The organism is Panacagrimonas sp. (assembly GCF_965216805.1).
Classification (GTDB): Bacteria; Pseudomonadota; Gammaproteobacteria; order Nevskiales; family Nevskiaceae; genus Panacagrimonas.
Genome location: NZ_CBDCGN010000002.1, coordinates 1,622,235 through 1,647,991, shown reverse-complemented (window position 1 = coordinate 1,647,991; position 25,757 = coordinate 1,622,235). Strand labels below are relative to the sequence as shown.

The window sequence follows — 25,757 nt, the reverse complement described above, 5'->3', positions numbered from 1 at the left end:
CACGACATGCTGGAGAGTCTGCTCAAGCGCGGCACCCTGCTGACGGTCGCGACCCTGGTGGTCTGCGTGCTGGGTCTGCTGGCGGTCCTGCGCGTGCCGATCCAGATGATCCCGGATCTGGACGTGCGCACCATCTCGGTCCAGACCCGCTGGCCCGGCGCCACGCCGCAGGACGTGGAGAAGGAGATCCTGATCGAGCAGGAAGACTACCTGCGCAGCATTCCCAACCTGCAGCGTCTGACCTCTTACGCATCCACCGGCAACGCCGATATCGAGCTGGAATTTCCGTTCGGCACCGACATCACCCAGGCGCTGCTGGAGGTCAACAACGCGCTCAGCCAGGTACCGACCTACCCGGAGAACGTGGACGAGCCGCGGGTCAGTGCCACCTCGTTTTCGCAGAACGCGTTCATGTACTTCAGCGTGCTGCCGCTGCCGGGCAATCCGCTGGGTCTGGACATCAACCTCATGCGCGACTTCGTCGACGACAACGTGCGCGTGCGCATGGAACGCGTGCCGGGGGTGTCGCAGGTCCGTGTGGGCGGCGGCGCCGAGCGCCAGATCCAGATCGAGGTCGACGCGGCTGCCCTGGCGCAGCGGGGCCTGGGCCTGCACGACGTGCGGGACGCCCTGCGCAGCCGCAATCGCGACACCTCGGCCGGCGACATCGATTCCGGCAAGCGGCGCTACCTGCTGCGCACGGTCGGTCGCTTTGCCGATGTCCAGGACATCGAGGACCTGGTGCTGGCACGCAGCGGCGACGCCCTGATCCGGCTGCGCGACGTCGCCACCGTGCGACTGGATCATTTCGAGCTGCGCGAGCTGTCGCAACTGGACACCGAGGACACCATCAACATGGCGATCCGGCGTGTCGACGGCTCCAACGTCATCGCCATCAAGCGCGCCATGCTGCCGGTGGTGGAGGGCATCAATCGCGAAGTGCTGGCGCCTGCCGGCATGATCATGCGGTTGATCAGCGACGACGTGCGCTACGTCGAGGACTCGGTCGCCACCGTGTGGCAGAACCTGTTTCTCGGCGCGCTGCTGGCGACCGCGGTGATGTTCCTGTTCCTGCGCTCCGGCAGGGCCACGCTGGTGGGCGTGATCGGTATTCCGATCTGCACCATCGCCGCCTTCATCGGTTTGCTGGCCGCAGGCCGCACGGTCAACGTGATCTCGCTGGCAGGCGTGGCATTTGCCATCGGCATGACGCTGGACAATAGCATCGTGGTGCTGGAGGCGATCGAACGCGAGCGTCGTCGCGGCCTGCCCGGGCTGGCGGCGGCGGTGGCCGGCGTGCGCCGCGTGTGGCCAGCGGTGCTGGCCTCCACCCTGACCACCATCCTGGTGTTCGCGCCGGTGCTGTTCGTGCGCGAAGAGGCCGGCCAGCTGTATTCGGACGTGGCGGTGGCGATCTCGGCGTCGATCCTGACCTCGATGATCGTCGCGGTCACCCTGATTCCCGCGGCCAGCGCGCGGCTGAATTTTGCCAGCCGCGCCGACACCGGCAATGCGATGGGGCAGCGCGCGTCGCAGCTGTCGCAGCGCGGCCTGCAATGGTTGCTGGCGTCGCCGTTGCGCCGTTACGCCTATCTGGCCGCGGTGGCGGCGGCCACCCTGGGCATCATCGTGTGGCTGACGCCGCCGGCCGAGTATCTGCCCGAAGGCGAAGAGCCCAAGACCTTCGCGAGCATGATCGCACCGCCCGGCTACAACCTGACGGAGCTTCGCAGGATCGCCGACGAGCTGTCCGCCGAACTGATGCCTCACGTCGGCGCCGCACCCGAGGCCTATCTGCGCGGCGACACCGACGTGCCGCCGATCGCCTACATCAACCTGCGCGCCGACAGCAGCGGGTTGCGTGTCATCGCGGAGACCGAGGACCCGGCCTACATCGACGATCTGATGAACGCGCTGACGCGCCGTTACGAGGCCTACCCGGGCATGCGCGCGTTCGCTTCGCGCGGCTCCATCATCTCCAGCAACGACGGCGGCACGCGCAGCGTCAACGTCGACATCTCCGGCGCCGATCTGGCGACGATCTACCAGGCCGCCCAGGTCGTATACGAGCGCGCCGAAACCGAGCTGGAAAACCCGCAGATCGGCTCCGAGCCGTCGTCGCTGAGCCTGGGCCAGCCGCTGATCGAAATCCGCCCGGACTGGGCGCGTGTGGCGGAACTGGGCCTGGACCCCGAAGGCTTCGGCTATACCGTTTCGGCGCTCAGCGACGGCGCCTTTGCCGGCGAGTATTTCCTGGACGACACCAAGGTCGACATCTATCTCTACAGCGATGCCGGCTCCCGACAGTCCCTGGAAAACCTGGCCGAGCTGCCCATCTACACGCCGGCCGGCGCGGTGGTGCCGATCTCGGCGGTGGCCGAGCTGCGGGAAACCGTCGACACCGACGAGGTCCGCCGCATCAACGGTCGTCGCACAGTGACCCTCAACATCATTCCGCCGCGATCCATCGCACTGGAGACGGCGGTGGAGCGTGTCCAGCGCGACGTGGTCGACTATCTGCAGGCACAGGGCGAGATCCCCAACGGCGTGCTGCTGGACATCTCCGGCGCCAGCGATCAGCTCGAAGCCACCCGCGCCGCCCTGTCCGGCAATTTCGTGGTGGCGCTGGTGCTGTGCTACCTGCTGCTGGTGGCCATCTTCACCCACTGGGGGTATCCGCTGCTGATCATGACCACGGTGCCGTTGGGCATCGCCGGCGGCATCATCGGGCTGGGCCTGCTGAACCTGTTCGTGCGCCAGCCGTTTGACATGATCACCATGCTCGGCTTCCTGATCCTGCTCGGCACCGTGGTGAACAACCCGATCCTGATCGTGGACCAAGCGCTGCACAACATCCGCCAGGGCGGCCAGGCCGTCGAGGAAGCGGTACTGGATGCGGTGAAATCGCGCTTGCGGCCGATCACGATGGCGACGATCACCACCGCCTGCGGTCTGGCACCGCTGGTATTCATTCCCGGCGCGGGCACCGAGCTTTACCGTGGCCTGGGCATGATCGTGCTCGCGGGCCTGCTGTTTGCCACCGTGGTAACGCTCAGCTTCCTGCCCGTCCTGCTGGTCAGCGTGTTGAAAATGACGGGCGTGCGCGGCCGGTCATCGCCCTGAGCCGGCGCATGTCTACCTACCTGTTCCGGCCCGGCTTCGCGACGCAAAACCGGGCCGGAACCACGGCTAACCGTTTACAGCCGCGGGGCAACGTTCAGGCCGCCTTTTCCAGGCTTTGATCCCACTGCCCCAGACTGGCCAGGCCATTCATGCGGGCCCGATGCAGATGCGCCGCCTTGCCGGCGTCCACGTTGGAGCCGCTCCAGGCCTTGAGGGCCGCCGCCTGCAGCGCGCGGCCGTAGGAGAAGGTCAGATTCCATGGCAGTCCGCCGAGCTTGTTCATGGCGTCCAGGTGGGCGGTGGCCAGCTCGTCGCTCTGCCCGCCGGACAGAAACGCGATCCCCGGCACCGCGGACGGGACGCGCCGCTTCAACACTTTCACCGTGCGCGCTGCCACTTCGGCCACGTCGGCCTGGGTCGGGCACTGGGCGCCGGACACCACCATGTTGGGCTTGAGCACCATGCCCTCCAGCAGCACGCGCTGCCGGTACAGCGCATCGAAAACCACTTCGAGCGTACGGTCGGTGACCGCTTCGCAGACCTCGACCGTGTTGTCGGCGTCCATCAGGACTTCGGGCTCGACAATCGGCACGATGCCGGCTTCCTGGCACAGCGCGGCATAGCGCGCCAGCGCGTGGGCGTTGACGTCGATGCAGTAATCGGTCGGGGTGCCGTCCCCGATCGTGATCACTGCACGCCACTTCGCGAAGCGCGCGCCCGCTTCGCCATACTTCTTCAGGCGCTCGCGCAGGCCGTCCAAGCCCTCGGTCACGGTCTCGTCCGCTCCGCCGCCGGCCAGCGGCTTGGCACCCTGGTCGACCTTGATGCCGGGGATCACGCCCTTGGAGGCCAGCAGCCGTGGGAACGGCTGACCCGTCAGACTCGACTGGAACAGGGTCTCTTCGAACAGGATCACACCGGAGGTGTGCTTCTCGAAGCCCGGCGTGGTGAACAGCATGTCGCGATAGGCGCGACGGTTCGGCTCGGTGTTGTCGACACCTATCTTGTCGAAGCGCTTCTTGATGGTGCCGGTGGATTCGTCCGCCGCCAGCAGACCGCGGCCGGGCGCCACCATGCCCCGTGCGGTTTCGTTCAACATTTTTTCGTTCACTGCAAACCTCTAAGTCGATGGGTGAATGACGGTCGCAACACGGCGGATTTGATGGCCGCCCGCGCTGCGAACGAATGTCTCATGGTCGCTGCGATCCAGCGAGCGGGCGTGTCGGGCTGAACCCGACTGGATCGGGAAAGGTCCGCAAGAGCTTCCGGCGGCGGAATCTCCCTCTACGCTGACTTCGCCTTTTCCAAGGCCCGCCACCGGCGTGCCAGAGTGAAGCGTGCCACTGCCGTGGCCTTCTCGTCCTGAAGTTGGTCCACTGGACAAACTTCTCGGCCTTCGGCCGACCGAACTCGAAGTGGCGGAGAGGGAGGGATTCGAACCCCCGGAACCTTGCGGTTCAGCGGTTTTCAAGACCGCCGCAATCGACCACTCTGCCACCTCTCCACAATTCTGCGCAGAGCGCGTTGCGGGCCGAAAGCTTACTGCAAACCGTCGCTTAGGGTCCACGTCTGGCGGCGTAGGGACTTGGCACCGTCATCAAATCCGTGGACGATAACGCAAACCGATACCCCTACCAGGAGCAACGCTTGCCATGATCGCCTACACCACCCTTGGAACCCGTGATCTGGAGCGTGCCGGCCGCTTCTACGATGCGCTGCTGACGGAACTGGGCGCGCAGCGGGCGATGCAGTTCGATCGCATGATCGCCTGGGGCACGGACCCGGTGGCGCCGATGTTCGCGGTGTGCCTGCCGTTTGACGGTCAGACCGCAAGCTGCGGTAACGGCACCATGATCTCGCTGGCGGCCGACAGCACCGCCACCGTGGATCGCGTGCATGCCAAGGCATTGTCGCTGGGCGCCACCAACGAGGGCGCGCCCGGTATGCGCGGTCCGAACTTCTATCTGGCCTACTTCCGCGACCTGGACGGCAACAAGCTGGCGGTGTTCCACGGCGTGTCCTGAAACCGCCGCCGCCTCAGCGCTGCAGTTCTTTTTCCTGGATCACCACCGCCGCGATCTCCTCGATCGAACGGCTGGCGGAGCTGACGTACGGGATGTTGTGACGCTGATACAGACGCTCGGTCTCGCGCAGCTCGAACGAGCATTGCGCAAGCGACGCGTACTTGGAGCCGGGGCGGCGCTCGCTGCGAATCTGATGCAGGCGCTCGGGGTCGGACACCAGCCCGAAGCACAGATGCTCCAATCCTCTAAGCGAGGCGGGAAGCTTCTGCGCTTCAAGGTCGTCTTCGGTGATGGGAAAGTTGCTGGCGAAAATTCCGTGCTGCAGCGCCAGATACAGCGTGGTCGGCGTCTTGCCGCAGCGCGACGGCGCGATCAGGATCACCTGAGCACGGGCGAGATCGCGGGTGGACTGACCGTCGTCGTGCTCCATGGCGAAGTTCATCGCATCGATGCGGGCGCCATAGCGTCGTTGATCGGCCAGACCGTGCGCGCGGCCCTGAGCGTGCGAAGACTTCTGCCCCAGCTCCTCTTCGATGGCGTGGATGTAGGTATCGAACAAATCCACAAAACGCGCCTGACAGGAACGCAAAATGCTGCGGACCTCCTCGCTGACCGTGGTGGAGAACACCAACGGCCGCAATCCGGACTTGGCGATGAAATCGATGTACTCGACCGTGCTCTTCGCCTTTTCCACCGTGTTGATGAAGGGCAAGGTGGTTTTCTTGAATTCGACGCCGTCGAACTGTGTGAGCACGGTATTGCCCAGGGTTTCGGCGGTAATACCGGTGCCATCGGACAGGAAGAATACGGGTCGGGGCTCTGCGCTCATCACGACAGTGTCGGTGTTCACGCATTTGCGCACCAGTGCAAAAGTATGGACGTACGCCGTGCCCGGGTGGCATCCGCCGTCCGGAAACCCGAAACTAGCGCCCCTTTGAGGCCCGCCCGGCCGCCAGAAACGAGGTTTTATCTGTGACAGCCCATGTTCTTTGGTACTCGCGCCTGCGCATGCACGACGTCGAAACGGTCGGCGGCAAAAATGCCTCATTGGGCGAAATGATCTCGAACCTGGCGGCGTCCGGCGTCAAGGTGCCCAACGGCTTTGCCACCACCGCCGATGCCTACCGTGAGTTCCTGAAGCACGAGGGGCTGGCCGATCGCATCAACGCGCAGTTGAATGCGCTGGACGTCGAAGACGTGCAGGCGCTGGCGGCCATCGGCAAGGGCATTCGCGAGGCCGTTGCCAAGGCGCCGTTCCCGGCGTCGCTGGAGAAGGAAATCCGCGCAGCCTACGACGAGCTGGTGGCCGAGTCCGGCACCGAGATCTCGGTGGCGGTGCGCTCGTCGGCGACGGCTGAGGACCTGCCCGATGCCTCCTTCGCCGGCCAACAGGAGACCTTTCTCAACGTGTCGGGCATCGACAACGTGCTGCACGCAATCAAGGAAGTGTTTGCGTCGCTCTTCAACGACCGCGCCATCTCCTATCGGGTACACCACGGTTTTGCCCACGAGGTGGTGGCGCTGTCGGCCGGCGTGCAACGCATGGTGCGTTCCGACAAGGGCGCATCGGGCGTGATGTTCACCATGGATACCGAGTCAGGCTTTCGCGACGCCATCTTCATCACCGCCAGCTACGGCCTGGGCGAGGCCGTGGTGCAGGGCGCGGTCAATCCCGACGAATTCTACGTCTACAAGCCGGCGTTGAAGGCCAAGCGCCCGGCCATCCTCAAGCGCGGCTTGGGCGAAAAGGCCAAGAAGATGGTGTATTCGCTGGAGCGCAAGCTCGGCCGCACGGTGGAATTCGTGCCGGTCTCCACCGAGGAGCGCGGGCGTTTCTGCCTGACCGACACCGACATCGAGGCGCTTGCCAGGCAGGCGCAGATCATCGAGGACCACTACCAGCGCCCGATGGATATCGAGTGGGGCAAGGACGGCGTCGACGGCCAGCTCTACATCCTGCAGGCGCGCCCGGAGACCGTGCAGAGCCGCGCCAGCGCCAACGTGCTGCGTCGCTACAAGCTCAAGGACCAGGGCAAGGTGCTGGCCGAGGGCCGCGCCATCGGCCAGAAGATCGGTGCCGGCACCGTGCGACTGATGAAGGGTCTGGACCAGATGTCCAAGGTGCAGAACGGCGACGTGCTGGTCACCGACATGACCGATCCCGATTGGGAACCGGTGATGAAGCGCGCCAGCGCCATCGTCACCAATCGGGGCGGGCGCACCTGCCACGCCGCGATCATCGCGCGCGAACTCGGCATTCCCGCTGTCGTCGGCTGCGGCAATGCCACCGAGATTCTCAAGGACGGCCAGAGCGTCACCGTGTCCTGCGCCGAGGGCGATACCGGCCACATCTACGACGGCCATATCGACTTTGCCGTCGACGAGATTGCGCTGGACCAGATGCCGGAGATTCCGGTCAAGATCATGATGAACGTCGGCACGCCCGAGCAGGCGTTCGACTTCGCCGCATTGCCCCATCGCGGCGTCGGTCTGGCGCGGCTGGAGTTCATCGTCAACCGGCAGATCGGCATTCACCCGCAGGCGCTGCTGGAACTGGACCGCCAGCCACCGGATATCCGTCGCCAGATCAACGCCATGATCTCGGCCTACGACAGCCCGCGCGACTACTTCGTCAAGCGCCTGGCCGAGGGCGTGGCCACCATTGCCGCCGCGTTCGCACCAGAACCGGTGATCGTGCGCATGTCCGACTTCAAGTCCAACGAATACGCCAACCTCGTCGGCGGCAAGAAGTACGAGCCGCACGAGGAAAACCCGATGCTCGGTTTCCGCGGCGCCTCGCGCTACATCGCGCCCTCGTTCCGACCCTGCTTCGACATGGAATGCGAAGCCCTGCGCTTCGTGCGCAACCGCATGGGACTGACCAACATCAAGATCATGATCCCGTTCGTGCGCACCGTTGGCGAGGCCAGGCGCGTCAACGAGATCCTGGCCGAAAACGGCCTCAAGCGCGGCGACAACGGCCTTGAACTGATCATGATGTGCGAGCTGCCCAGTAACGCGGTGCTGGCAGATCAGTTCCTGGAGCACTTCGATGGCTTCTCCATCGGCTCCAACGACATGACCCAGCTCACCCTGGGCCTGGACCGCGACTCTGGCCTGATCGCGCATCTGTTCGACGAGCGCGACGAGGCGGTCAAGGCGATGCTGCACCTGGCGATCCAGGCCTGCCGCAGGCAGGGCAAGTACGTCGGCATCTGCGGCCAGGGCCCCAGCGACCATCCCGAGTTGGCCAAATGGCTACTGGACGAAGGCATCGAAAGCATGTCGCTCAATCCGGATACCGTGGTGGAAACTTGGCTGTTCCTGGCCGGAGGCGCCAAGCCGGCTTGAGGCACTGGGGGGTTTCGGCCTAATCAGCTCGTGAGCGAAGGACCCGACAACCTGATGCTGGTCTATCTGCGCCGCATCGACGAGAAAGTCGATCGGCTCGCGGATGACCTGCGCGAGCTCAAGACCCGGGTCGGCTTTCTGGAGCAACAGATCGGCAGCCTGCATGAGCAGTACGCGAGTCTGTCAAGCTGCCTGGACCGCGTCGAAGCTCGCCTGGAACGCATCGAGCGTCGCCTCGACCTGCAAGACGCCTGAACCCCGATGCGCCTGCGGACACGCTGGTGGTTCGCGAGCCTGCTCTTCGTAGCCGGCTGCCAGCCCTCCTCCTCATCGCCTGAAGCTCCAAACTTCGACTACTGGGTGCTGGCATTGTCATGGTCGCCCGAATACTGCGCCTCCGACGCAGCCAAGCCGGGCTCCCGCCAGTGCGCGCAACCGCGCGAATTCATCGTCCACGGCTTGTGGCCACAGTACGAGCGCGGTTATCCCGAGTTCTGCGACACTCAAACGCGGGTGCCGGAGCGTATTGCCGATCAACTCGGCGAACTGGTGCCGGACCGCGGGCTGGTGTACTACCAGTGGAAGAAGCACGGCAGTTGCAGCGGCATGACGCCGGACGATTACTTCGCCCGACTCGAGCGCGCCGGTCGCAGCGTGGTGGTCCCGGGCGCACTGCTGCGGCAGGCGGCGACACGACCGGTCGAGCGCATCGCGCTGGAAAGCGCCTTCATCGCCGCCAATCCCGCGGTCACACCCGCAGCCATCACCTTCCACTGTCGCGGCGCGTTTCTGCGCGAGGTCCGCATCTGCCTCGATCACGGCCTGCAGCCACGCACCTGCGGTGCCGATCTGCGTGAGGGCTGCGGGCGCGACATAAGCGTTCGCAGCGACGGCTGAGCAGGCTCATCGCCGGGACAGCCAGATCCATCCGCGTCGCCGCGCGCACATCGAATTCATCGGCTGCCGCTCCGGTTCCGGCAGGTCGCATGAGTGCGCGCAACCCGCTTGAAATTGCTGGCCGCGCGCAATTGTGACGGGGTTGGCACACCGATTCGAATAGTTGATGCATCCGTCAGATTGGCGCCGCCAAAATGCGAGGACGCCAGCAATTCGGGATGTCCTGCCTGCCTAGCCTTAACCCAGACCCATTCGGTCGCTGACGGGGACGGGCAATGAAGGGAGCATCGATATGGCGGGGGCCATCGCAGGAACGTCGCTGGCTGTTGCCGCTGTTGCTGGCCGTGATGGCCGCTGCGGCAGGGATCCCGCAGCTACAGCAAAACAGCTCTGTCGAAGCGCTGGTGCCGCGCGACAGCGACGCCCTGCACCTGCGTGAGACGGTACGCGAGAAATTCGGTCTCAAAGATCCCATCGTCGTTGCGCTGGATTTCGGACAGCCGGGCGAGCTGTGGACCCCAGCGGCGCTCGGTGCAGTGCGCCAAGTCACCCAGCGTCTGCACAACATCACCGGCGTCGATCCCGAGCAGGTCTTCAGCCTGTCCACTCAGCAATGGGTGCGTAGCGAGGCCGATGCGCTGATCGTGGCGCCGTTGCTGGCAGATGGCCCTATCACCGAATCCACGCCGGCGCAGGTGCAGCGCGCACTGGCGGCGATGCCGATGGCGGTTGGCACTCTGGTCGCCGCCGACGGCTCGGCCGCGCTGATCGTCGCCGAACTGCGCAACGACACCGATCCGGGCGATCTCTATCCCATCGTGATCCGTAGCCTGGAAGCGCTGGCGCTGCCCGCGCACATCGGCATCCACGTCGCAGGCGAAGGCACGTCCAGCGGCTATCTGGCCCGCTACATCGACCGCGACACCCGCGTGCTCACACCCATCTGCAGCGTGCTGATGTTGGTGCTGCTGGGCTTGTTCGTTCGGAGCTGGGCAGCGGTGCTGGCGGGGGGCGCAGTGTTGCTCGGCACCTTGCTGGCAACCCTCGGCAGCATGGGCTGGCTGGGGTCGCCGCTCTACATCATCACCAGTTGTCTGCCGGCGATCCTGCTGTGCGTGGCGATCTCCGACAGCATTCACTACGTGTGGCGCGTGCGCCGCCTGCTGCGCCTGCGCCTGGCACCGGATCTGGACGCCGCGCTGAGCCAGGCGCGCGAGCAGCTCTGGCGACCTCTGCTGCTGACCTCGCTGACCACGGTTGCCGGCTTCGTGGGCCTGGCCGCGTCGAGCAGCATGCAACCGATGCGCGACTATGGGTTGTACGCCGCGCTCGGCGTGATGGTGGCCTGGGCCTTGACCCTGGTGCTGGTGCCCGCCGTGCTGCGCCGCTGCACCGCGGCCCGCACTCTGGAGGCCCTGCAGGCTGGTTCGCCGATGACATCCGGCGATCGACGCGCGGCTCTGCCCGCCTGGCTGGACGCGATCGCCGAACATCCCGGTCGGGTCATCGCGCTGGGTTTAGCCGTGACCGTCATCGCCGGCCTGGCCAGCACCCGCGTCATCGTGGACGAGGAGCGCATTCTCAATTTCGGACCCGAGGCGCCGGTGCTGGTCGCCGACCGCTTGCTCAATCAGCGCTTCGCCGGCACCCACTATCTTGACGTTTACCTGCAAGCGCCCGAAGGCCGCAGCCTGACCGAACCCGCCGTGCTGCACCAGATCGACCTGCTTCAAGGCTGGATGCGCGACACCGGGGGCTTCGGTGCCAGCAGCTCTTTTGTGGACATCGTGCGCGCGGTGTCGGCCAGCGCTGCAGGCACCGCTCCGCACGACACTCCGCTGCCTGCCAGTCAGGACGAGGTCGAGCAGTTCCTGTTTCTGTACGAGGTCTCCGGCAAGCCAGGCGACCTGCGCCAGGAGATCGATGCGCAGCGCCGCCACGCCTATGTGCGTGGGCACCTTACGCGCAACGCCTATCGGCACTCGCAGCCCATCATCGCGGCGCTCGAAGCGCAGTTGGCGCAGCGCTTTGCGCCGATGGGCATCAGTGCTCAGGTCACCGGACCGGTCCACCTGACCGCGGCCTGGTTTGCGCCGCTGCTGGACCAGACCCTGACCGGCATGCTCATGGCCCTGGTCGGCGTGTTTTTGTTGGCTGCGGCCATGCTGCGATCCTGGACTCAGGGCCTGTTGTGCCTGATCCCGGTGACCGTCGCGGTGCTCGCAGTATTCGGGGTGATGGGCGCGCTGGGCATCTGGTTGAGCGTGGCCACCTCGATGTTCGCTTCCATCGGCATCGGCCTGGGCGTGGACTTCGCCATCCACGTGCTGCACTCGTTGGACAACGGCCGCAAGCTGGGCCTGCGCGGCGCCGCCCTGACTCGTTGGGCGTACGCCGACAGCGGCGTACCGCTGAGCGCCAACGCGCTGATCCTCGTGGTTGGATTTTCGGTCACCACCCTGTCCAGCATTCCGCCGCTGCGCAGCTTCGGATTGCTGGTCGCGACCACCGTCATTGGCTCGTATCTTGCGGCCTTGCTGATATTGCCAGCCGCGCAGGCTTTGTGGATGAACCGGTGCGCCGTGCTGCGAACCGATCCGCTCGATGCTCCCGAAATCAGGTCGGAGCGCCCGTCATGAAGCGCCTGTTGTTGGTCCTTGCGTTGCTGCCCGTCCTGGGGGCCATTTCCAACGCAGCCGCGGAAGACTCCCAGGCCCGCGCCCTGATGCAGCAAGTCGCCGCCCGCGACGAGGGCCGGCGCCAGCAGGCTCGCGTGGAATTCATCCTCACCCCCGGTTCCGGCGCCGCGCAGGTGCGCATCGCCACTGCTTATCGCGATCAGGATTCCGAGGGCCGCCGCTTGGCCTTGTATTTCGAAAGCCCGCGCAGCCTGCGCCGCAGCAGTTTCCTGTCCTGGGACCTGGCCGCCTCTGGTGACGACCGCTGGCTGTACCTGCCGGCGCTGCGGCGCGCACGCCGGATCCCGGCGGCCGAACGCGGCGGCTATTTCCTGGGCACCGATCTGACTTACGACGACATGCGTCACTTCGGCAAGGTGGACCTGGCCGACTACCGCTTCGTGAGCATGCGCGCGCTGCCGGGCGAAGCGGACCTGTGGGAGGTCGAGGGCGTGCCGCTGTCAGCCGACATCCAGGCCGCACTGGGCTACAGCCGCGGGCGCTGGGTGGTGGACGCACGCCAGCACTTCGTGCGGACTTCGGATTACCAGGACGCGCAGGGCGAGCGCCTCAAGACGATCGAGTACGACCAGTGGCAGATCCTGGACGGCATCCTCACCGCCAACCGGATCACGGTGCGCAATCACAAGACCGGGCATCGCACCGAGCTGCGCTTCTCCAGCATCGTCAACGACGCCGACTTCCCCGCCGAACGCCTCAGCCCTCAGGGCCTGGAGCGCGGCGGATGAGGTGGCTCGGCGCTCTGCTGCTGATCGCCCTGTGCGCGCCGCCGGCCAATGCGGCCGACTGGCTGCCGAGCCTGCACCTGCACACTGCGCACGGTCTGCAGGCACCGCGTCCGCAGTCCACCGGACTGACCGCGGCGTTACGGATGGAGCAGGCCTACGCCTGGGGCGAGCTGGTGGCGGTGGGGCGCGCCGAAGCCGATGCCGAGGACCGTCTCGAGCCGGGCCAGCCGCCGCAGAGCAACCGGTCTCAGGCCAACCGTCGCGCCCTGCTGGGCGACCACGCCAGCGCCGAGCTGCGCGAGCTGTACCTGGCGATCGGCGTCGGCGACTGGGGCCTGCGCGCCGGCAAGCAGCAGATCGTGTGGGGCGCATCCGATGGCTTGAAGGTGCTGGACATCGTCAATCCGCAGAGCTTTCGCGAGTTCATTCTCGACGACTTCGAAGACTCCCGCACCGCGTTGTGGTCCTTGCGCGCGGAGCGGGACTATTCCGACACCACCAGTCTGGACCTGGTGCTGATCCCGGACCTGAGCTTTCACGACCTGCCGGAATCCGGCGCGCTCTACCAGATCACTTCGCCGCAACTCACGCCGCAGGGTGGCTTACAAAGCCTGGGCGCAACGGAGCTGCTGCGCCTGAACTTGAACGCGGCGCTGGCCGACAGGTCGGACGCGACGCTGCTGGACCTGATCGATCCGTTGTTGGGCGGGCTCGGTAACCTCGCCGATCCGCTGCTACCCGAGGCGCTGCTGCAGGTCTTGCAACCCAACCTTCGCGAGCAGCGCACCCGCCCCGGACTGAGCCTGCGCAGCGTCGAATACGGCGCCCGTCTGCGCACGCGCTGGCGGCGGCTCGACCTGGCACTGGTCGGCTTGCGCCACCATCCTGACGTGCCGCAAGTATCGTTGGCGGTGGATGGCGCGCAGCTCCTGATCCAGCGCAGTTATCGCCTCAGCCATTCGTTCGGCGCGCAGGCCAGCCATCCGCTGGGACCGGCTCTGCTGCGCTTCGAGAGCCTGTACACCGATCGCGCGCCACTGCCGGCGCTGGACCTGCCCGGCGATGGTCTGAGCGCGAGCGCGCCGGCATATGGCGCGGTCCTGGGCATCGATCTGCTGGTGCGCGATCAGGGGCTGGTGTCGGTGCAGCTCGGCGAGCTGGGCTATGTGCGTGATCGAGGCCACTACCAGGTGCCGGATCGCAATCCCTACGTCAGCCTGCTGTGGCGCGACGAACTGTTGCGCAACCGTCTCGCCGGCGAGATCTTCGGCATCGCTTCAGCCGATCGCGGCGATCTGCTGCTGCGCCTGCGCCTGGCCCTGCGCGTGGACGACGCCTGGCAACTGCGTTTCGGCGGCGATGTGTTCGAAGGCGACCGCGACGGCGCTTTCGGCCAGTTCGACGCACGCGACCGCCTGAGCATGGAACTGGCATGGACGCCTTGAGCACGGCCATGGAGAAGCTCTCCGTGTGGAAGCGCGGTCGCCGCCCTGCGTTGGGCACGTGCGGGCAGTGTGGCCGCCCGTCCCAGCCTGGCGACGCCTTCTGCCCTGCTTGCGGGACGCATGCATCCAGCACCGGGTCCGCTGCGCGGACGCATCGCAGCTCGGAACGCCTGCCACGTGCCAGCGTCGCCCAGGGGCGCTATCGCCTGCTGCGACCGCTCGGCGAAGGCGGTCGCAAGCAGGTATTTCTGGCCCAGGACACCCGGCTGGATCGCGAGGTGGCGCTGGCCCTGCTCAAGAACGATGCGGCCGACGGCCAGGTACGCGAGCGTGTGCTGCGCGAAGCCAGGGTGATGGCGCGGCTGGGCGATCACCCCGGCATCGTCCAGATCTTCGACATCGGCGAGGACCGCGGCACCTGGTACATCGTCACCGAGTTCATGCCCGGCGGTACCCTGGCCGACCGCCTGGCAACTGCGCCCGATCACCGCCTGCCCGTGGACCAGGCGCTGCTGCTGGCGGCCGATATCTGCGCAGCGCTTGCCCACGTGCATTCCCACGGCGTGATCCATCGCGACCTGAAGCCGGAGAATCTGTGGCTGGCGCAGAACGGTCGCGTGCGCCTGGGCGATTTCGGCCTGGCACGCCTGCCCGAGCAGGCGCGCCTGACCGGGACCGATCTGGTCGCCGGAACGCTGGCCTATCTGCCGCCGGAGCAGGCGCGCGGAGAAGAGCCCGATGTGCGCGGCGACCTGTACGCGCTGGGGGTGGTGCTCTACGAGATGCTCAGCGGGCATCTGCCATTCGTCGCGGTGGATCTGCTGGGAGTAGCGTCGCATGGCGTTGCGCGCAACGCGGCGGCACCGTCGCGGATGAATCCTGCGGTGCCCGAGACGCTGGACCGGCTGGTTCTGAGCCTGCTCGCCGCCGATCCCGCGCAGCGTCCACCCAACGCCGCCGCCGTGCAGGCCGTTCTGCAGGCGGCAGACGCACCGGCGGCAATCGACCTCAGCAGTCCGGGCGACGGCCACCTGTTCATCGGACGCGAGGACGAACTGCAGGCGCTGGCCGCTGCGATGGATAACGTACGCGCCGGGCATGGGCGCAGCCTGGTGGTGGCGGCCGAACCGGGCATGGGCAAGACCCGGCTGGTGCTGGAGTTCCGCCGGCGTGCCGCGTCATCGGGCGCGCTGGTGGTCATCGGTCGCTGCCACGAGGGCGACGGCGCGCCGGTGTACTGGCCTTGGGTGCAGGTGTTGCGTGTCTGTGCCCAGGCCTGTGAGGACAATGTCCTGCTCCAGCACCTGGGTCCCGGCGCCTCCGACATCGTGCAGGTGTTGCCCGAGTTGTGCGAACGGCTGCCCCAGGTTGTCGCCGCGGCCGCCGACGGCGACCCCGAGCAGCGCCGCTTCCGCCTGTTCGACGCCTTTGCCGGCTTTTTGCGCCGTGTCGCCGGTGAGCGGCCGCTGGTGGTGGTGGTCGACGACCTGCACTGGGCCGACAAGCCTTCCATGCTGCTGTTGCAGTTCCTGGTGCGCGAGCTCGCCGAAGCGCGGGTGCTGCTGCTGTCCACCACGCGCGTCGGCGAAGTCGGCCCGCGCCATCCGCTGCATGCGGTACTACTGGCGCTCAAGCGCCTGCCGCAGCATCGCAGCCTGACCGTCAGCGGTCTGAAGGCCGATGAGGTGCATCGCCTGCTCGAAGCGATGGCCGGCGGCCATCTGCCCACTGCCTTCGCCCATGGACTGGCCCAGGTCACCGAAGGCAATCCGTTCTTCGTCACCGAATCGTTCCGTCATCTGGTCGAACAGGGGCTGCTGGTGCGCGAGGGCGAACGCTGGGTGCCGCGCGCCGAGGGCCTGCACGTACGCCTGCCCGACAGCGTGCGCGAGGTTCTTGGCCGGCGTTTGGATCGGCTGTCCGACACCTGCCTGATCGCGCTACGAATCGCATCGGTGCTGGGGCGCGAATTCGACGCCGCGCAGCTCGACCGCATTGCCGATCTCAAGCCCGGCCGCCTGGCTTCGGCGCTGGCCGAAGCGGTGGAAGCCAAGGTGCTGCAGGCCTTGCCCGCCGCTCGGCGCTATTCCTTTGCGCACGCACTGATGCGCGAAGCGCTGTACGAACAGATACGCGAACGCGATCGCGCCGCCCTGCACTGCCGCGCCGGCGAGATCATCGAACAGCAGTTGAAGGACGAACGATCGCCGACCGGCGCTGCCATCGCCGACCGCGACGCCCGACTGCCGGAACTGGCCCATCATTACTTTCGCGGCATGAGCGCCGACACCGTGGATCGCGCCGTGGCGTACTGCCTGCGCGCCGGCGAATGGTCGATCCGCAACCTGGCCTACGAGGAAGCCACCCGTCAGTTCGAACGCGCGCTGCGCGCGCTGGATCGTCAGGGCGCGGACCGCGCACCCGAACGCGCCCGCCTGCTGCTGCGTCTAGCCGATTCGCTTCGCCGCAGCGCCGAGACCCAGCGCGCCGAGGAGTGCTACATCACCGCCGCCACACTGGCCGAGCGCGAAGGCGAGGTCGTGACCCTGGCGCAGGCGGCGCTGGGCCTGGGCAGCGTCAACTTCGGCGCATCCTGGTGGGCCGGCCTGGACATGGACCGGCGCCTGGTGGACTGGCTCAAGCGCGCCCGCGCCGCGGTAGGCGAACAGCATGCCGACCTGCGTGCAGCCCTGGCCGCGCGTCTGACCCTGGAACTCTATTGGTCGGCCGGCTGGGAGTACGGCGGCCACCTCGCCGACGAGGCGGTGCGCTATGCGCAGGGGCTGGACGGTTCTGTCGCTGCAGCGGTTGCCGCGGCGGCGCAATGCTACGGACGTACCGGACCCGATCACGCGCAAGGCTATGCCGAGCGCGTGGCGCGCTGCATTGCGCTGGCCCAGGCCAGCGGCGATCGCGGCCTGGTCCTGCATGCCCAGGTGCTGCAGTTCTTCGACCTCACGACCTGCCCCGACCGCGACACCCTGGATAGCTACATCGAGGGCTACTGCCGCCAGGCCGAGGACCTGCGGGAAGTCCAGCACCGCTGGTTCAGTGAAGTGCTGCGCGCCACCCAGGCACTGATGGACGCCCGGGTCGCACAAGCCGAAGCCATCGCCACCGGTGCGCGCGAACTCGCAGGCCGCGCCGAAGACCGCAACGGCGTGATGATCTGGGGTGCGCAGATCGGCGTGATCCGCTTCTTTCAGGCACGCACGGCGGAACTGGAGGCGGGCTTTCGCGGGTTTGCCGCGCGCTACCCGTCGATTCCTTCCTGGCGTGCCGCGGTGGTCCTGATCGTGGCCGACAACGGTCGTGACGACGAGGCCCGCCGCGAGTTCGACGAATGGAGCGGACGCGATTTCACCGATATGCGTCGCGACGCGCTGTGGTTCAACGGCGCAGTGATGTTCGCGTTCGCAGCGTTCGCCTGCGGTCACCAGCGCGCCGCGCTGCGCCTGTACGAGCTGCTTGCGCCGTACGAGGATCGCTACGCGATGGTGCCGCCGGCACTGGGCTCGCGCGGTCCGGTAGCGTTTGCACTGGCGGCTCTGGCGCTGCTGTTGCAGCGCCGCGAACAGGCCGGGCAGCACCTGGAGCGCGCGGTGGCAGTATGCGAGCGCATGCGCGACCGCCCCTACGCCCTGTACACGCAGACCCTAAGCGCGGTGCTGCTGGCACTGGGCACCGACCCGGCCGGGATACGCGCAGGCGCGGAACTGCTGGCCGGCACGCGCCGCGAGTGTCGCGAACGGGGCATCTCCAGCCTGTGCGAGCGGCCATGGTTTCGCCGCCGCGTGCGCGAGCTGGGGCGCGACCCGGCCGCTCGCCAGCGCCTGGATTTCTGGCTGCTCGGAGAAACCGGCGACCAGCCGCGACGACACGCCGGCACCGCGGATCATCGTGTCGTTGGTCTGCTGCCGCGTTGGATCGCGCGTCAGTGGCAGCGCATCCAGTCCGCCCTGCGCCATGCCGCACAACGTCTGCTGGGCCGCTGGGTACACCACGACAGCGACGTGATCCTGGAACGCCGTTTCGGCGGAGCCCGGACTCAGGCGATCCTGTTCGGGTTGATGGCCATGTCCTATCAGCGCAGCGCCGGCTTCGGCTTCAGCGGCGACATCCGCTATGAACTCACCTATCCCGAAACCGGCCGCGAGGCTGCGCTGTGGACCCTGAGCGTGACCGCCCGCGGCGCGCAAGCCCGGCGTGGCGACGGTGCCCGTCCGGCAGTGTCGGTGCGCATGTCGGTGGCGACGCTGATGCGCATCACGGTGGGACAGCTCAACCCGGTGGCCGCCATGGTGGAAGGCCTGACCGAGGTCGAGGGCGACCTGTCCGTGGCGTCGCGACTGGTCGAGATGTTCGGTGGATTTGCGCCGGAAGGACCGGCACCCGCCGAGGTACGACGCAGCGCCAGAGTAGATCTGCGCGGCATGCACGAACTGTTGTCGGACCTCGATATCGAACCCGCCCTGCCGTCCGGGACACCGCAGACGGTGGTCGAACGCATCGCGCGCGTGCCCGCCGCACGCGGCACCGATCTCGACCTGATTGCAGGCGAGGACGGCACCGTGACCATTCTTTTCAGCGACGTCGAAGGTTTCACCCAGATGACCGAGCGCCTTGGCGACAGCGCCGCGCTGCGCGTCATGCAGCGCCACAACCGCATCGTGCGACGCGAGCTGCACCGTCACGACGGCCGTGAGGTGGAATTGCAGGGCGATGGCTTTGTGCTGGTGTTCGCCAGCGCCTCGCAGGCGCAGCGCTGCGCCATTGCCATCCAGCAGCAACTGCGGGAACACAACGCCACGTATCCGCAGGACGCGCTGCGCGTACGCATGGGCCTGCACAGCGGTGAAGCGATCCAGGACGCCCACAAATTCTTCGGACGCAGCGTGATCATTGCTGCGCGTATTGCCGCCCAGGCCAGCGGCGAGGAAGTGCTGGTATCCGACGCGGTGCGCGAACGCGCCGGCGACGTGGAATTCTCTTACGGACCGCAGCGACGGCTGAGCCTCAAGGGTCTGGCAGGCGAACACGCGGCGCACGCGCTGCTGTGGCAGTAACCGTAACGGGCGATCCGATCCCGCCGCGCGACGAACCAAGGCGCTGGACCGCACAGACGACCCGAAGCCGTGGGGCGAGCATGCACCGGTCCGCCATGCCGGCAGCGGCTCACCGATGCGACGACCCGAACCCCGCCTGAAACGCGGGCCGGCTCACAGTTTCGCTCGCGGTGTCCTTCTAGGCTGTGGCCACTGAAGGTCGCGGAAGGTCCCGCGCCGGGGTCGTTGAGGAGTGCTTGGCAATGAATACAGCGCAGCCATCGAGGTTGTTCCTGGTCACCGGCGCGACCGGCTTTCTGGGACGGCGCATGGTGCGCCGGCTGCTGATCGACGGCGCCAATGTACTGTTGCTGGTGCGCGACGCACGCAAGCCCGGAGGGGGCTTGGAATCGGCCGATCGGCGCGTGCTCCAGATGCTGGGTGCACTGGGCCTGCATGGCCATGCGGGTCGCGCGCACACGCTCAGCGGCGACCTCGCCGACTTTGATGAACCCGCCATCGCAGACCAGCTCGGCCGGGTGATCGACCAGGGCAACTACACCAGCCTGGTGGTGTTGAACGTCGCTGCCTCGCTGAGCATGGACCATCCCGGCCAATCTGCGGCGCGACGGCAAGCGATCATCGAACAGAACCTGCGCACCAACGTAGAGGGGCTGCAGTGCCTGCTGCGCGCGATCGATGGTCTGGCCCTGCGTTCACGGCCTTGTCGCGTCGAACATCTGTTCCATTTCAGTACCGCATATTCCCACGGCACCGCGCGCGGACTGCTGGCCGAGGGGCCGATCGCCAGCCATCGATTCAACAATTCCTACGAACACTCCAAGTGCGAAGGCGAGCATCTGGTGGAGGCATGGGCTGCGCAGTCGCAACATCGCCGGGCCACCATCCTGCGCCCGAGCATCGTCACCGGGCTGGAGACGCCGGACGGATACATCGCCTGGCTGGACTCGCTCACGCAGGGGGTGATGCGCGCCGAGGTCAGACCTTGGCTGCAGCGCCTGCTCAAGCTGGACCGGCCCTGCTACCGGTTGATCGACCTGGTTTCGCGTGGCGTCCTGCGCCTGCGCTTTCCCTGGCTGCCGATCCTGGGCAATCGCACCGGGGTGATCGACCTGATCGATGCAGAGGACGTGGAGCGCTACGCATGGGCATCGATCGGTATCGAACTGCATCGGCCAGAGCAACCGGCACAGCCGCGCGTACGCTACTTGCACCTGAGCAACCCGCGCGCGCAGACACTGGAGTCGCTGGCAACCATGACCCTGCGCGCGCTGGAGCAGCCGCCGCGTTTCATCCAGCGCGTACGGATCGTGCGCGGCATGTCGGTGTTCCGCTGGGCGACGCGCTTGCTCGGCCTAGTACCGGTTGCAGGCCGCTACATGCGCCTGGCGTACCGGCGCACGCAAATGCTCGAGCCCTATCTGCTGCGACCCGAACACACGCGCTTCGATACCCGTCTGACGCAGGAATACTTTGCGGCGCACGGCAGACAGTATCTACCGCGATTGATCGACGAGGCCTACGTGCGCAGCGTCCTCAGGCGCAAGGCGATCAGCGCCTCGGCCTCGATGGCGGCGCCGACGCCGGCAATGCGGGAAGAGCCACCATTCAAGCGACAGGCTGCGCGGGCGTGAGTGCGTCGGTGCGTACGATGACGTTCTGTCCGCGCAGTATCACGCGGCCATCGGTAGCCAGGTCACGCAGCACCATGCCGGCCAGTTCGCGGGTGCAGCCGGCGAGCTTGCCCAGGTCCAGGCGAGTGACGCGCAGCAACTTGCCTTCGGCCACGTGCGGCGCGTCGGCGCGCAGCGCCAGTTCCTGCAGCACCAGCCAGATGCGGTCTGCGGCATGCAGCGTCGGCATTTCCGCCAGCCGGCGGTTTACCGCGCGCAGGCGAAAGGCGAGCTGCGAAGCCACCTCGATCCACAGCGTGGGATGGGTCCGCGTCAGATTCAGAAAGCGGTCGTAACCGATCTCCAATACCGAACATTCGGTGCGCGTCTGGATGCAGGCGCTGCGCGCGCTGACGTCCGGAAACAGGCCCATCTCGCCGAAGAAGTCGCCGGGATGGAAATAGGCCAGCAGCAGGTCCTCGCCATCCTTCCCGCGAGTGCTCACGGCGAGGGTGCCGGCCATCAACAAATACAGGCTCGAAGGTCGCGAGCCTTCGGGCAACAGCACGTGCTGGCGCGGGTACTGGCGCCGCAGGCCGCTCGAAAACAGGGCTTGCATCGCCGGATCGCGAGCAATTTTTTCGGCGATGGTCTGGATCACCGACGCTCTCCTGAGGTCGCGCGCATGGCATACACGCGGTAGTTTCCAAAGCGCTTGGCGAGCTGGATCTCGCCGACATATTCGCAGGCAAAAGCGTCGGGCGCTTCGATCGCCAGCTGCGCGGCCAGCCCCTCGGTGACGTACACCTGCCCCGGCGGCGTAACCGGCTCGATCCGGGCGGTGAAGGTCAACTGAGTACCGAAATATGTGCGCGCGTGCTGGATCGGATCGAATCCTTCGAAAACCGGTGCGTAGTGCGCCGCCACCCGCAGCTCCAGCGCCGGGAACGGGCTGTCGGGAAGTTCGACAAGTTGCTGGATCAGAGCCTGGATTCCGCTGGCAACGGCGGCGGCCGTCGCCGCGTCGGTGGTGACTACGTGCAACGCATCTCCCCAGGTCTGGCGCAGCAGGATGCGCTCGCGCTGCGCGTCGAGGGTCTCGGCGATTCCTCGCATGACCACGTCCCAAAACTGCGGCAGGTCGGGGTCGTCCAGACGCATGAAGCCGGCAATGTCGGCAAAGATCAGACCCACCATGCGACGACCCCGCGGCATCCCAGGTTCGTCCAGCACCGACTGAGCCTGCAACACCGCCTGCTGCATGCGCTGCGGACCGGCTGCAAGCACGGGTAAGGCTTCCAGGCGTGCGCCACCCGGCTCGGAGCGGATCTGCAGGTTACGAAACGCTCCGTCCGAGCGGCTGGCCCAGAGCAACGCCTGGCCGAGTGCATGCCGGCGTGCCTGCAGCGTCGACCAGGGCAGCTCGGGTTCCAGAAAGCCGCGATTGGTCGACACCCGTTGCGCGCGCGCCAGACATGACTCCAGGCGCTGGCCCCATCTGGCGCCGTAGCGACGGTGAGCCTGCTCGATCATCGCGTTGGCACTGAACGGCAGGCTCACGGAAAGACTGCGCCCCCGGATCATCAGCGGCTCGATCACCGACAGATCGAATATGTCGCTGAGACTGGCAAACAAGAGCGCGTGCGCAGGCAGGTCGCCGTCGTGCAGCCGAAAATTCTCTGTCGGCGTGGGCAGGAGCGGGCCATCGCGGGCCAGAAAAATCAGCGGCGGCAGGCTGAGCTCGCGGAGTACTGAGGTGCTGACCCCAAGTGCTTCGCATACACGTCGGAGTTGACGCAAGGTGACCTGGCGCCGCGAGTAGTCTCCGGGCAACAGCCGGTCCGCCTCGATCAGTGCCTCCCTGAGGCCGGCGGTATCGCCCAGCAGTAGCGAGGCCTCGGCGACGGTGGCATGCAGAAAATAGCGGTCCGCGTCCTCGCCGAGCTGCGCCTGGCCGGCCAATCGCAGCGCCTGCTGCGCCCAGTGGGCGGCCGTTTCGCGATCCCCGGCGAGCAGGAACAGGCTGGCGGCGTTGATCGCCGGGTAGCTGTCCGGTTTCAGCCGCCAGGCCTGCAGGTAGGATTCGGCAGCGGTCAGAAAATGCTGCCGGCCCTGAGCTCCGCCGCGCATGCCCAGATCTTTTTCCAAGCGTCCGAGCAAGGTGAACCAGCGCGAGTCGCGCTGCGAGGGCTCCGGCGCCAGTTCATCGTACTGACGTCGCGCCAGCACGGTGCTGCCGGCGCTGGCCAGCGACTGGACCCGCAGCCAAGCCAGCGCCGGCGTATTCAGGCCGCGTTCGAAGGCGCGGTAAACCAGGTCGTTGCACAGCAGATCGTTGCCACGGGCAAGGGCCTCTTCGGCGGCTCGAACGACGCGCTCTTCCTCGGCCAGCGTTCGTTGTGCCAACTGCGCCGACGCCGAACGCCGATCATCCTGCGCAGCCATCCCGGCACGCGGGTTGATCAAGAACAGAGCACCGGTGCTCGCCGTGCGCTGGGGCGTCACCGGCCGCAGATGCTCAGGTATACGGCTGGGATCGCGGCGCCAGGCGACCACTTCTGCGGTCCCGCCGGGGTCGGTAGCGTTGTCGTGACGCAGCACCGCGACCAAGGCGTCGGCACGGGTCGCCAGCACCGCGCCGAGAATTCGGTACTGCTGCTGCCGGAACGACCGGCTGTCCAGCTGCTCTCCAGCGTCGCTTTCGTAGAGTTGCACCACCGCGGCACAGGCGCTCCTGGCGTCTTCCACTTCACCGAGGATGCGGGCGCGATCGCGTGCGGAAACGGTGTAGCCGTCTCGATTGGCGCGCGCCGACCAGTCCTCGGCCAGCTGTGCGGTCGGCACCGGTAACAGCCCGATGGCGTCATGAGCGACACCGCGCGCCGCCAGCCATTTTTGCGCGGCCCGCTGAAACAGCAGATCCGCCCCCGGTGCCAACCCGCACATGAGCAGCACGCGGCGGCCACGGCTCAGACGCACGATCTCAGGCAGCACCTCTTCGGACAACACTTCGGCGACGTGGTCCTCCTCCGCCGCGCTGAGCAACAGGTGACCGCTGCCGCCGATGAGGAAGGGTGCATCGCGCCCCTTGCGCGCCTCGTCGATCAAGCGCAGCCATTGCCAGAGCTTCAGCGGCGGCAAGCCACTCTGCTCCTCGACACCATCGGGTCCGGTCGTCACGCCGTGATCATCTGGGGCAACATGGTCGCAGCGTCAATCCACCACAGTCTGCCGTCAAGAACCGCGGTCCATGGAATACGACCCCGCCCGCTACCGCTACCAGGCCTTCGTCAGCCGCAGCCATGCCGACGAAGCGTGGGCTAGATGCCTGCAAGGGCTCGCACCGTCTGCCGGACAGGCCACTCCGGGCAACAGGATTCCGCGACGCCCGAATGTCAGCATGGCTGGCGGTAAGAGCCTGACGCTTTGGCGCAGCCGCTCAGTTATGGTGAAGCCTTTCCTGGAGCCGACGTGAACTGGAATCCCGAATCCTGGCAAACCCGCTCCGCGGTGCAGCAACCCAACTATCCCGATAGCGCAGCCCTGGCACGCGCAGTCGAATCGCTACGCGGCCTGCCGCCGCTGGTGACGTCCTGGGAGGTCGATGCCCTGCGCACGCAACTGGCCGAGGCCGAGGCCGGCAAGCGCTTCGTGCTGCAGGGCGGCGACTGCGCGGAGTCTTTCGCCGATTGCCGGCCGGAGATCATCACCAACCGGCTCAAGGTGCTGCTGCAGATGTCGCTGGTGCTGGTCCATGGCATGAAAATGCGGGTGACGCGCCTGGGACGCTTTGCCGGGCAGTACGCCAAGCCGCGTTCCGCCGACACCGAGACGCGTGACGGCGTCACCCTGCCCGCCTATCGCGGCGATCTGGTCAACGCGCCGGAATTCACTCCGCAAGCGCGCATTCCCGATCCGCAACGCCTGATCGAAGGGCACACCCGCTCGGCCATGACCATCAACTTCGTGCGCGGCTTGATCGACGGCGGCTTCGCCGATCTGCACCACCCCGAGTACTGGGACCTGGCCTGGGTCGGTCATTCGCCGTTGGCAGCGGAGTACCAGGCGCGGGTGGACGCCATCGGCGATTCGCTGCGTTTCATGGAGCGTCTGGCCGGCACCGAGCTGCACGCGTTCAACCGCGTGGATTTCCACACCAGTCACGAGGCGCTGCTGCTGTGGTACGAGCAGGCGCAGACCCGACAGGTCCCGCGCAAGATCGGCTGGTACAACCTGTCCACGCATTTTCCGTGGATCGGCATGCGCACCGCCGACCTGGACGGCGCGCACGTCGAATACTGTCGCGGCATCGCCAATCCGGTAGGCGTCAAGATCGGCCCGGCGATCGACGAGGCCTGGCTGCTGGGCCTGTGTCGCACGCTCAACCCGGACAACGAAGCGGGCCGGCTGGTGCTGATCCACCGCATGGGAGCGGGCGAGATTGCGAATCACCTGCCCCGTCTGATCGAGACGGTGAAGCGCGAGGGGCGTCGCGTACTGTGGCTCTCCGATCCCATGCACGGCAACACACAGACCCTGGGCAACGGCATCAAGACGAGGCGCTTCGACGACATTCTTTCGGAGGTCACGCAGTCCTTCGACATCCACGCGGCCTGCGGCTCCCGCCTTGGCGGCGTGCATCTGGAACTGACCGGCGAGGACGTCACCGAATGCCTGGGCGGCGCGCGCGATCTGACCGAGAAAGACCTGGAGCGCGCGTACCGGTCACAGGTCGATCCGCGCCTCAACTACGAGCAGGCGATGGAGCTGGCGCTGAAGATGGCGGCGTTGCGGCGCTAGCGCCTGCCCGG

At 66.8% G+C, this 25,757-nt stretch carries 16 protein-coding genes and 1 tRNA gene; 12 read left to right on the top strand and 5 right to left on the bottom strand.

Features of this window, described 5'->3' with window-relative positions; all coding sequences use genetic code 11:
- Window positions 1-6 precede the first annotated feature (6 nt).
- Window positions 7-3,123, top strand: a complete 3,117-nt coding sequence (locus ACOOHP_RS07855) for an efflux RND transporter permease subunit (protein WP_420465894.1) — start codon at window positions 7-9, stop codon at window positions 3,121-3,123.
- A 94-nt stretch (window positions 3,124-3,217) separates the two neighbouring features.
- Here ACOOHP_RS07855 and ACOOHP_RS07850 read toward each other — a convergent pair whose 3' ends face one another.
- Together ACOOHP_RS07850 and ACOOHP_RS07845 are read right to left on the bottom strand one after the other, a co-directional pair.
- Window positions 3,218-4,234, bottom strand: a complete 1,017-nt coding sequence (locus ACOOHP_RS07850) for a class I fructose-bisphosphate aldolase (RefSeq protein ID WP_420465893.1) — start codon at window positions 4,232-4,234, stop codon at window positions 3,218-3,220.
- 305 nt (window positions 4,235-4,539) lie between these two features.
- Window positions 4,540-4,627, bottom strand: a tRNA-Ser gene (locus ACOOHP_RS07845).
- 148 nt (window positions 4,628-4,775) lie between these two features.
- Here ACOOHP_RS07845 and ACOOHP_RS07840 point away from each other — a divergent pair.
- Complete coding sequence (locus ACOOHP_RS07840) at window positions 4,776-5,147, top strand: VOC family protein (protein WP_420465892.1); 372 nt, start codon at window positions 4,776-4,778, stop codon at window positions 5,145-5,147.
- Between the two features lie 13 nt (window positions 5,148-5,160).
- Here ACOOHP_RS07840 and ppsR read toward each other — a convergent pair whose 3' ends face one another.
- Window positions 5,161-5,976 (bottom strand): posphoenolpyruvate synthetase regulatory kinase/phosphorylase PpsR, encoded by an 816-nt coding sequence (ppsR, locus tag ACOOHP_RS07835; protein WP_420465891.1) that lies wholly within the window; start codon window positions 5,974-5,976, stop codon window positions 5,161-5,163.
- Between the two features lie 143 nt (window positions 5,977-6,119).
- Between ppsR and ppsA the strand changes: the two genes are divergently transcribed.
- The 8 genes from ppsA to ACOOHP_RS07795 all read left to right on the top strand — a co-directional run bounded on the left by ppsA (window position 6,120) and on the right by ACOOHP_RS07795 (window position 20,967).
- A complete protein-coding gene (gene ppsA, locus ACOOHP_RS07830) occupies window positions 6,120-8,498 on the top strand; it encodes a phosphoenolpyruvate synthase (protein ID WP_420465890.1) in 2,379 nt (792 codons plus the stop codon).
- Between the two features lie 30 nt (window positions 8,499-8,528).
- Window positions 8,529-8,753 carry a hypothetical protein gene (locus ACOOHP_RS07825; protein ID WP_420465889.1) on the top strand — a complete coding sequence of 75 codons (225 nt, stop codon included), beginning with the start codon at window positions 8,529-8,531 and terminating at the stop codon, window positions 8,751-8,753.
- A gap of 6 nt (window positions 8,754-8,759) precedes the next feature.
- A complete protein-coding gene (locus ACOOHP_RS07820; protein WP_420465888.1) occupies window positions 8,760-9,395 on the top strand; it encodes a ribonuclease T2 family protein in 636 nt (211 codons plus the stop codon).
- Between the two features lie 275 nt (window positions 9,396-9,670).
- Entirely contained in the window at window positions 9,671-12,034 is a 2,364-nt protein-coding gene (locus ACOOHP_RS07815; protein WP_420465887.1) for an efflux RND transporter permease subunit, read from the top strand.
- Complete coding sequence (locus ACOOHP_RS07810) at window positions 12,031-12,822, top strand: outer membrane lipoprotein-sorting protein (RefSeq protein WP_420465886.1); 792 nt, start codon at window positions 12,031-12,033, stop codon at window positions 12,820-12,822. Before ACOOHP_RS07815 ends, ACOOHP_RS07810 begins: the two co-directional genes overlap by 4 nt.
- Window positions 12,819-14,267 (top strand): DUF1302 family protein, encoded by a 1,449-nt coding sequence (locus ACOOHP_RS07805; protein WP_420465885.1) that lies wholly within the window; start codon window positions 12,819-12,821, stop codon window positions 14,265-14,267. The genes ACOOHP_RS07810 and ACOOHP_RS07805 overlap by 4 nt, the downstream gene beginning before the upstream one ends.
- The gene (locus ACOOHP_RS07800; RefSeq protein WP_420465884.1) at window positions 14,255-19,333 is read left to right on the top strand and encodes a protein kinase domain-containing protein; all 5,079 of its coding nucleotides are present in this window, start codon (window positions 14,255-14,257) and stop codon (window positions 19,331-19,333) included. Before ACOOHP_RS07805 ends, ACOOHP_RS07800 begins: the two co-directional genes overlap by 13 nt.
- Window positions 19,334-19,575: 242 nt before the next feature.
- A complete protein-coding gene (locus ACOOHP_RS07795) occupies window positions 19,576-20,967 on the top strand; it encodes an SDR family oxidoreductase (RefSeq protein ID WP_420465883.1) in 1,392 nt (463 codons plus the stop codon).
- On the opposite strand, the gene ACOOHP_RS07790 is transcribed toward ACOOHP_RS07795, so the two are convergent.
- Together ACOOHP_RS07790 and ACOOHP_RS07785 are read right to left on the bottom strand one after the other, a co-directional pair.
- Window positions 20,942-21,607, bottom strand: a complete 666-nt coding sequence (locus ACOOHP_RS07790) for a cyclic nucleotide-binding domain-containing protein (RefSeq protein ID WP_420465882.1) — start codon at window positions 21,605-21,607, stop codon at window positions 20,942-20,944. The two genes, ACOOHP_RS07795 and ACOOHP_RS07790, sit on opposite strands and share 26 nt — an antisense overlap.
- Window positions 21,604-24,126, bottom strand: a complete 2,523-nt coding sequence (locus ACOOHP_RS07785) for a TRAFs-binding domain-containing protein (RefSeq protein ID WP_420465881.1) — start codon at window positions 24,124-24,126, stop codon at window positions 21,604-21,606. Before ACOOHP_RS07785 ends, ACOOHP_RS07790 begins: the two co-directional genes overlap by 4 nt.
- A 70-nt stretch (window positions 24,127-24,196) precedes the next feature.
- Between ACOOHP_RS07785 and ACOOHP_RS07780 the strand changes: the two genes are divergently transcribed.
- Both ACOOHP_RS07780 and ACOOHP_RS07775 read left to right on the top strand, forming a co-directional pair.
- Window positions 24,197-24,421 carry a hypothetical protein gene (locus ACOOHP_RS07780; RefSeq protein WP_420465880.1) on the top strand — a complete coding sequence of 75 codons (225 nt, stop codon included), beginning with the start codon at window positions 24,197-24,199 and terminating at the stop codon, window positions 24,419-24,421.
- Window positions 24,418-25,746 carry a class II 3-deoxy-7-phosphoheptulonate synthase gene (locus ACOOHP_RS07775; RefSeq protein WP_420465879.1) on the top strand — a complete coding sequence of 443 codons (1,329 nt, stop codon included), beginning with the start codon at window positions 24,418-24,420 and terminating at the stop codon, window positions 25,744-25,746. Before ACOOHP_RS07780 ends, ACOOHP_RS07775 begins: the two co-directional genes overlap by 4 nt.
- The last annotated feature ends 11 nt before the right edge of the window (window positions 25,747-25,757 follow it).

Excerpts from the sequence above, each read along its gene's own strand:
- ACOOHP_RS07810 (WP_420465886.1), top strand. The coding sequence starts at position 12,031 with ATGAAGCGCCTGTTGTTGGTCCTTGCGTTGCTGCCCGTCCTGGGGGCC.
- ACOOHP_RS07805 (WP_420465885.1), top strand. The coding sequence starts at position 12,819 with ATGAGGTGGCTCGGCGCTCTGCTGCTGATCGCCCTGTGCGCGCCGCCG.
- ACOOHP_RS07820 (WP_420465888.1), top strand. The coding sequence starts at position 8,760 with ATGCGCCTGCGGACACGCTGGTGGTTCGCGAGCCTGCTCTTCGTAGCC.
- ACOOHP_RS07800 (WP_420465884.1), top strand. The coding sequence starts at position 14,255 with ATGGACGCCTTGAGCACGGCCATGGAGAAGCTCTCCGTGTGGAAGCGC.
- ACOOHP_RS07840 (WP_420465892.1), top strand. The coding sequence starts at position 4,776 with ATGATCGCCTACACCACCCTTGGAACCCGTGATCTGGAGCGTGCCGGC.
- ACOOHP_RS07855 (WP_420465894.1), top strand. The coding sequence starts at position 7 with ATGCTGGAGAGTCTGCTCAAGCGCGGCACCCTGCTGACGGTCGCGACC.
- ACOOHP_RS07795 (WP_420465883.1), top strand. The coding sequence starts at position 19,576 with ATGAATACAGCGCAGCCATCGAGGTTGTTCCTGGTCACCGGCGCGACC.
- ppsR (WP_420465891.1), bottom strand. The coding sequence starts at position 5,976 with ATGAGCGCAGAGCCCCGACCCGTATTCTTCCTGTCCGATGGCACCGGT.
- ACOOHP_RS07815 (WP_420465887.1), top strand. The coding sequence starts at position 9,671 with ATGAAGGGAGCATCGATATGGCGGGGGCCATCGCAGGAACGTCGCTGG.
- ACOOHP_RS07780 (WP_420465880.1), top strand. The coding sequence starts at position 24,197 with ATGGAATACGACCCCGCCCGCTACCGCTACCAGGCCTTCGTCAGCCGC.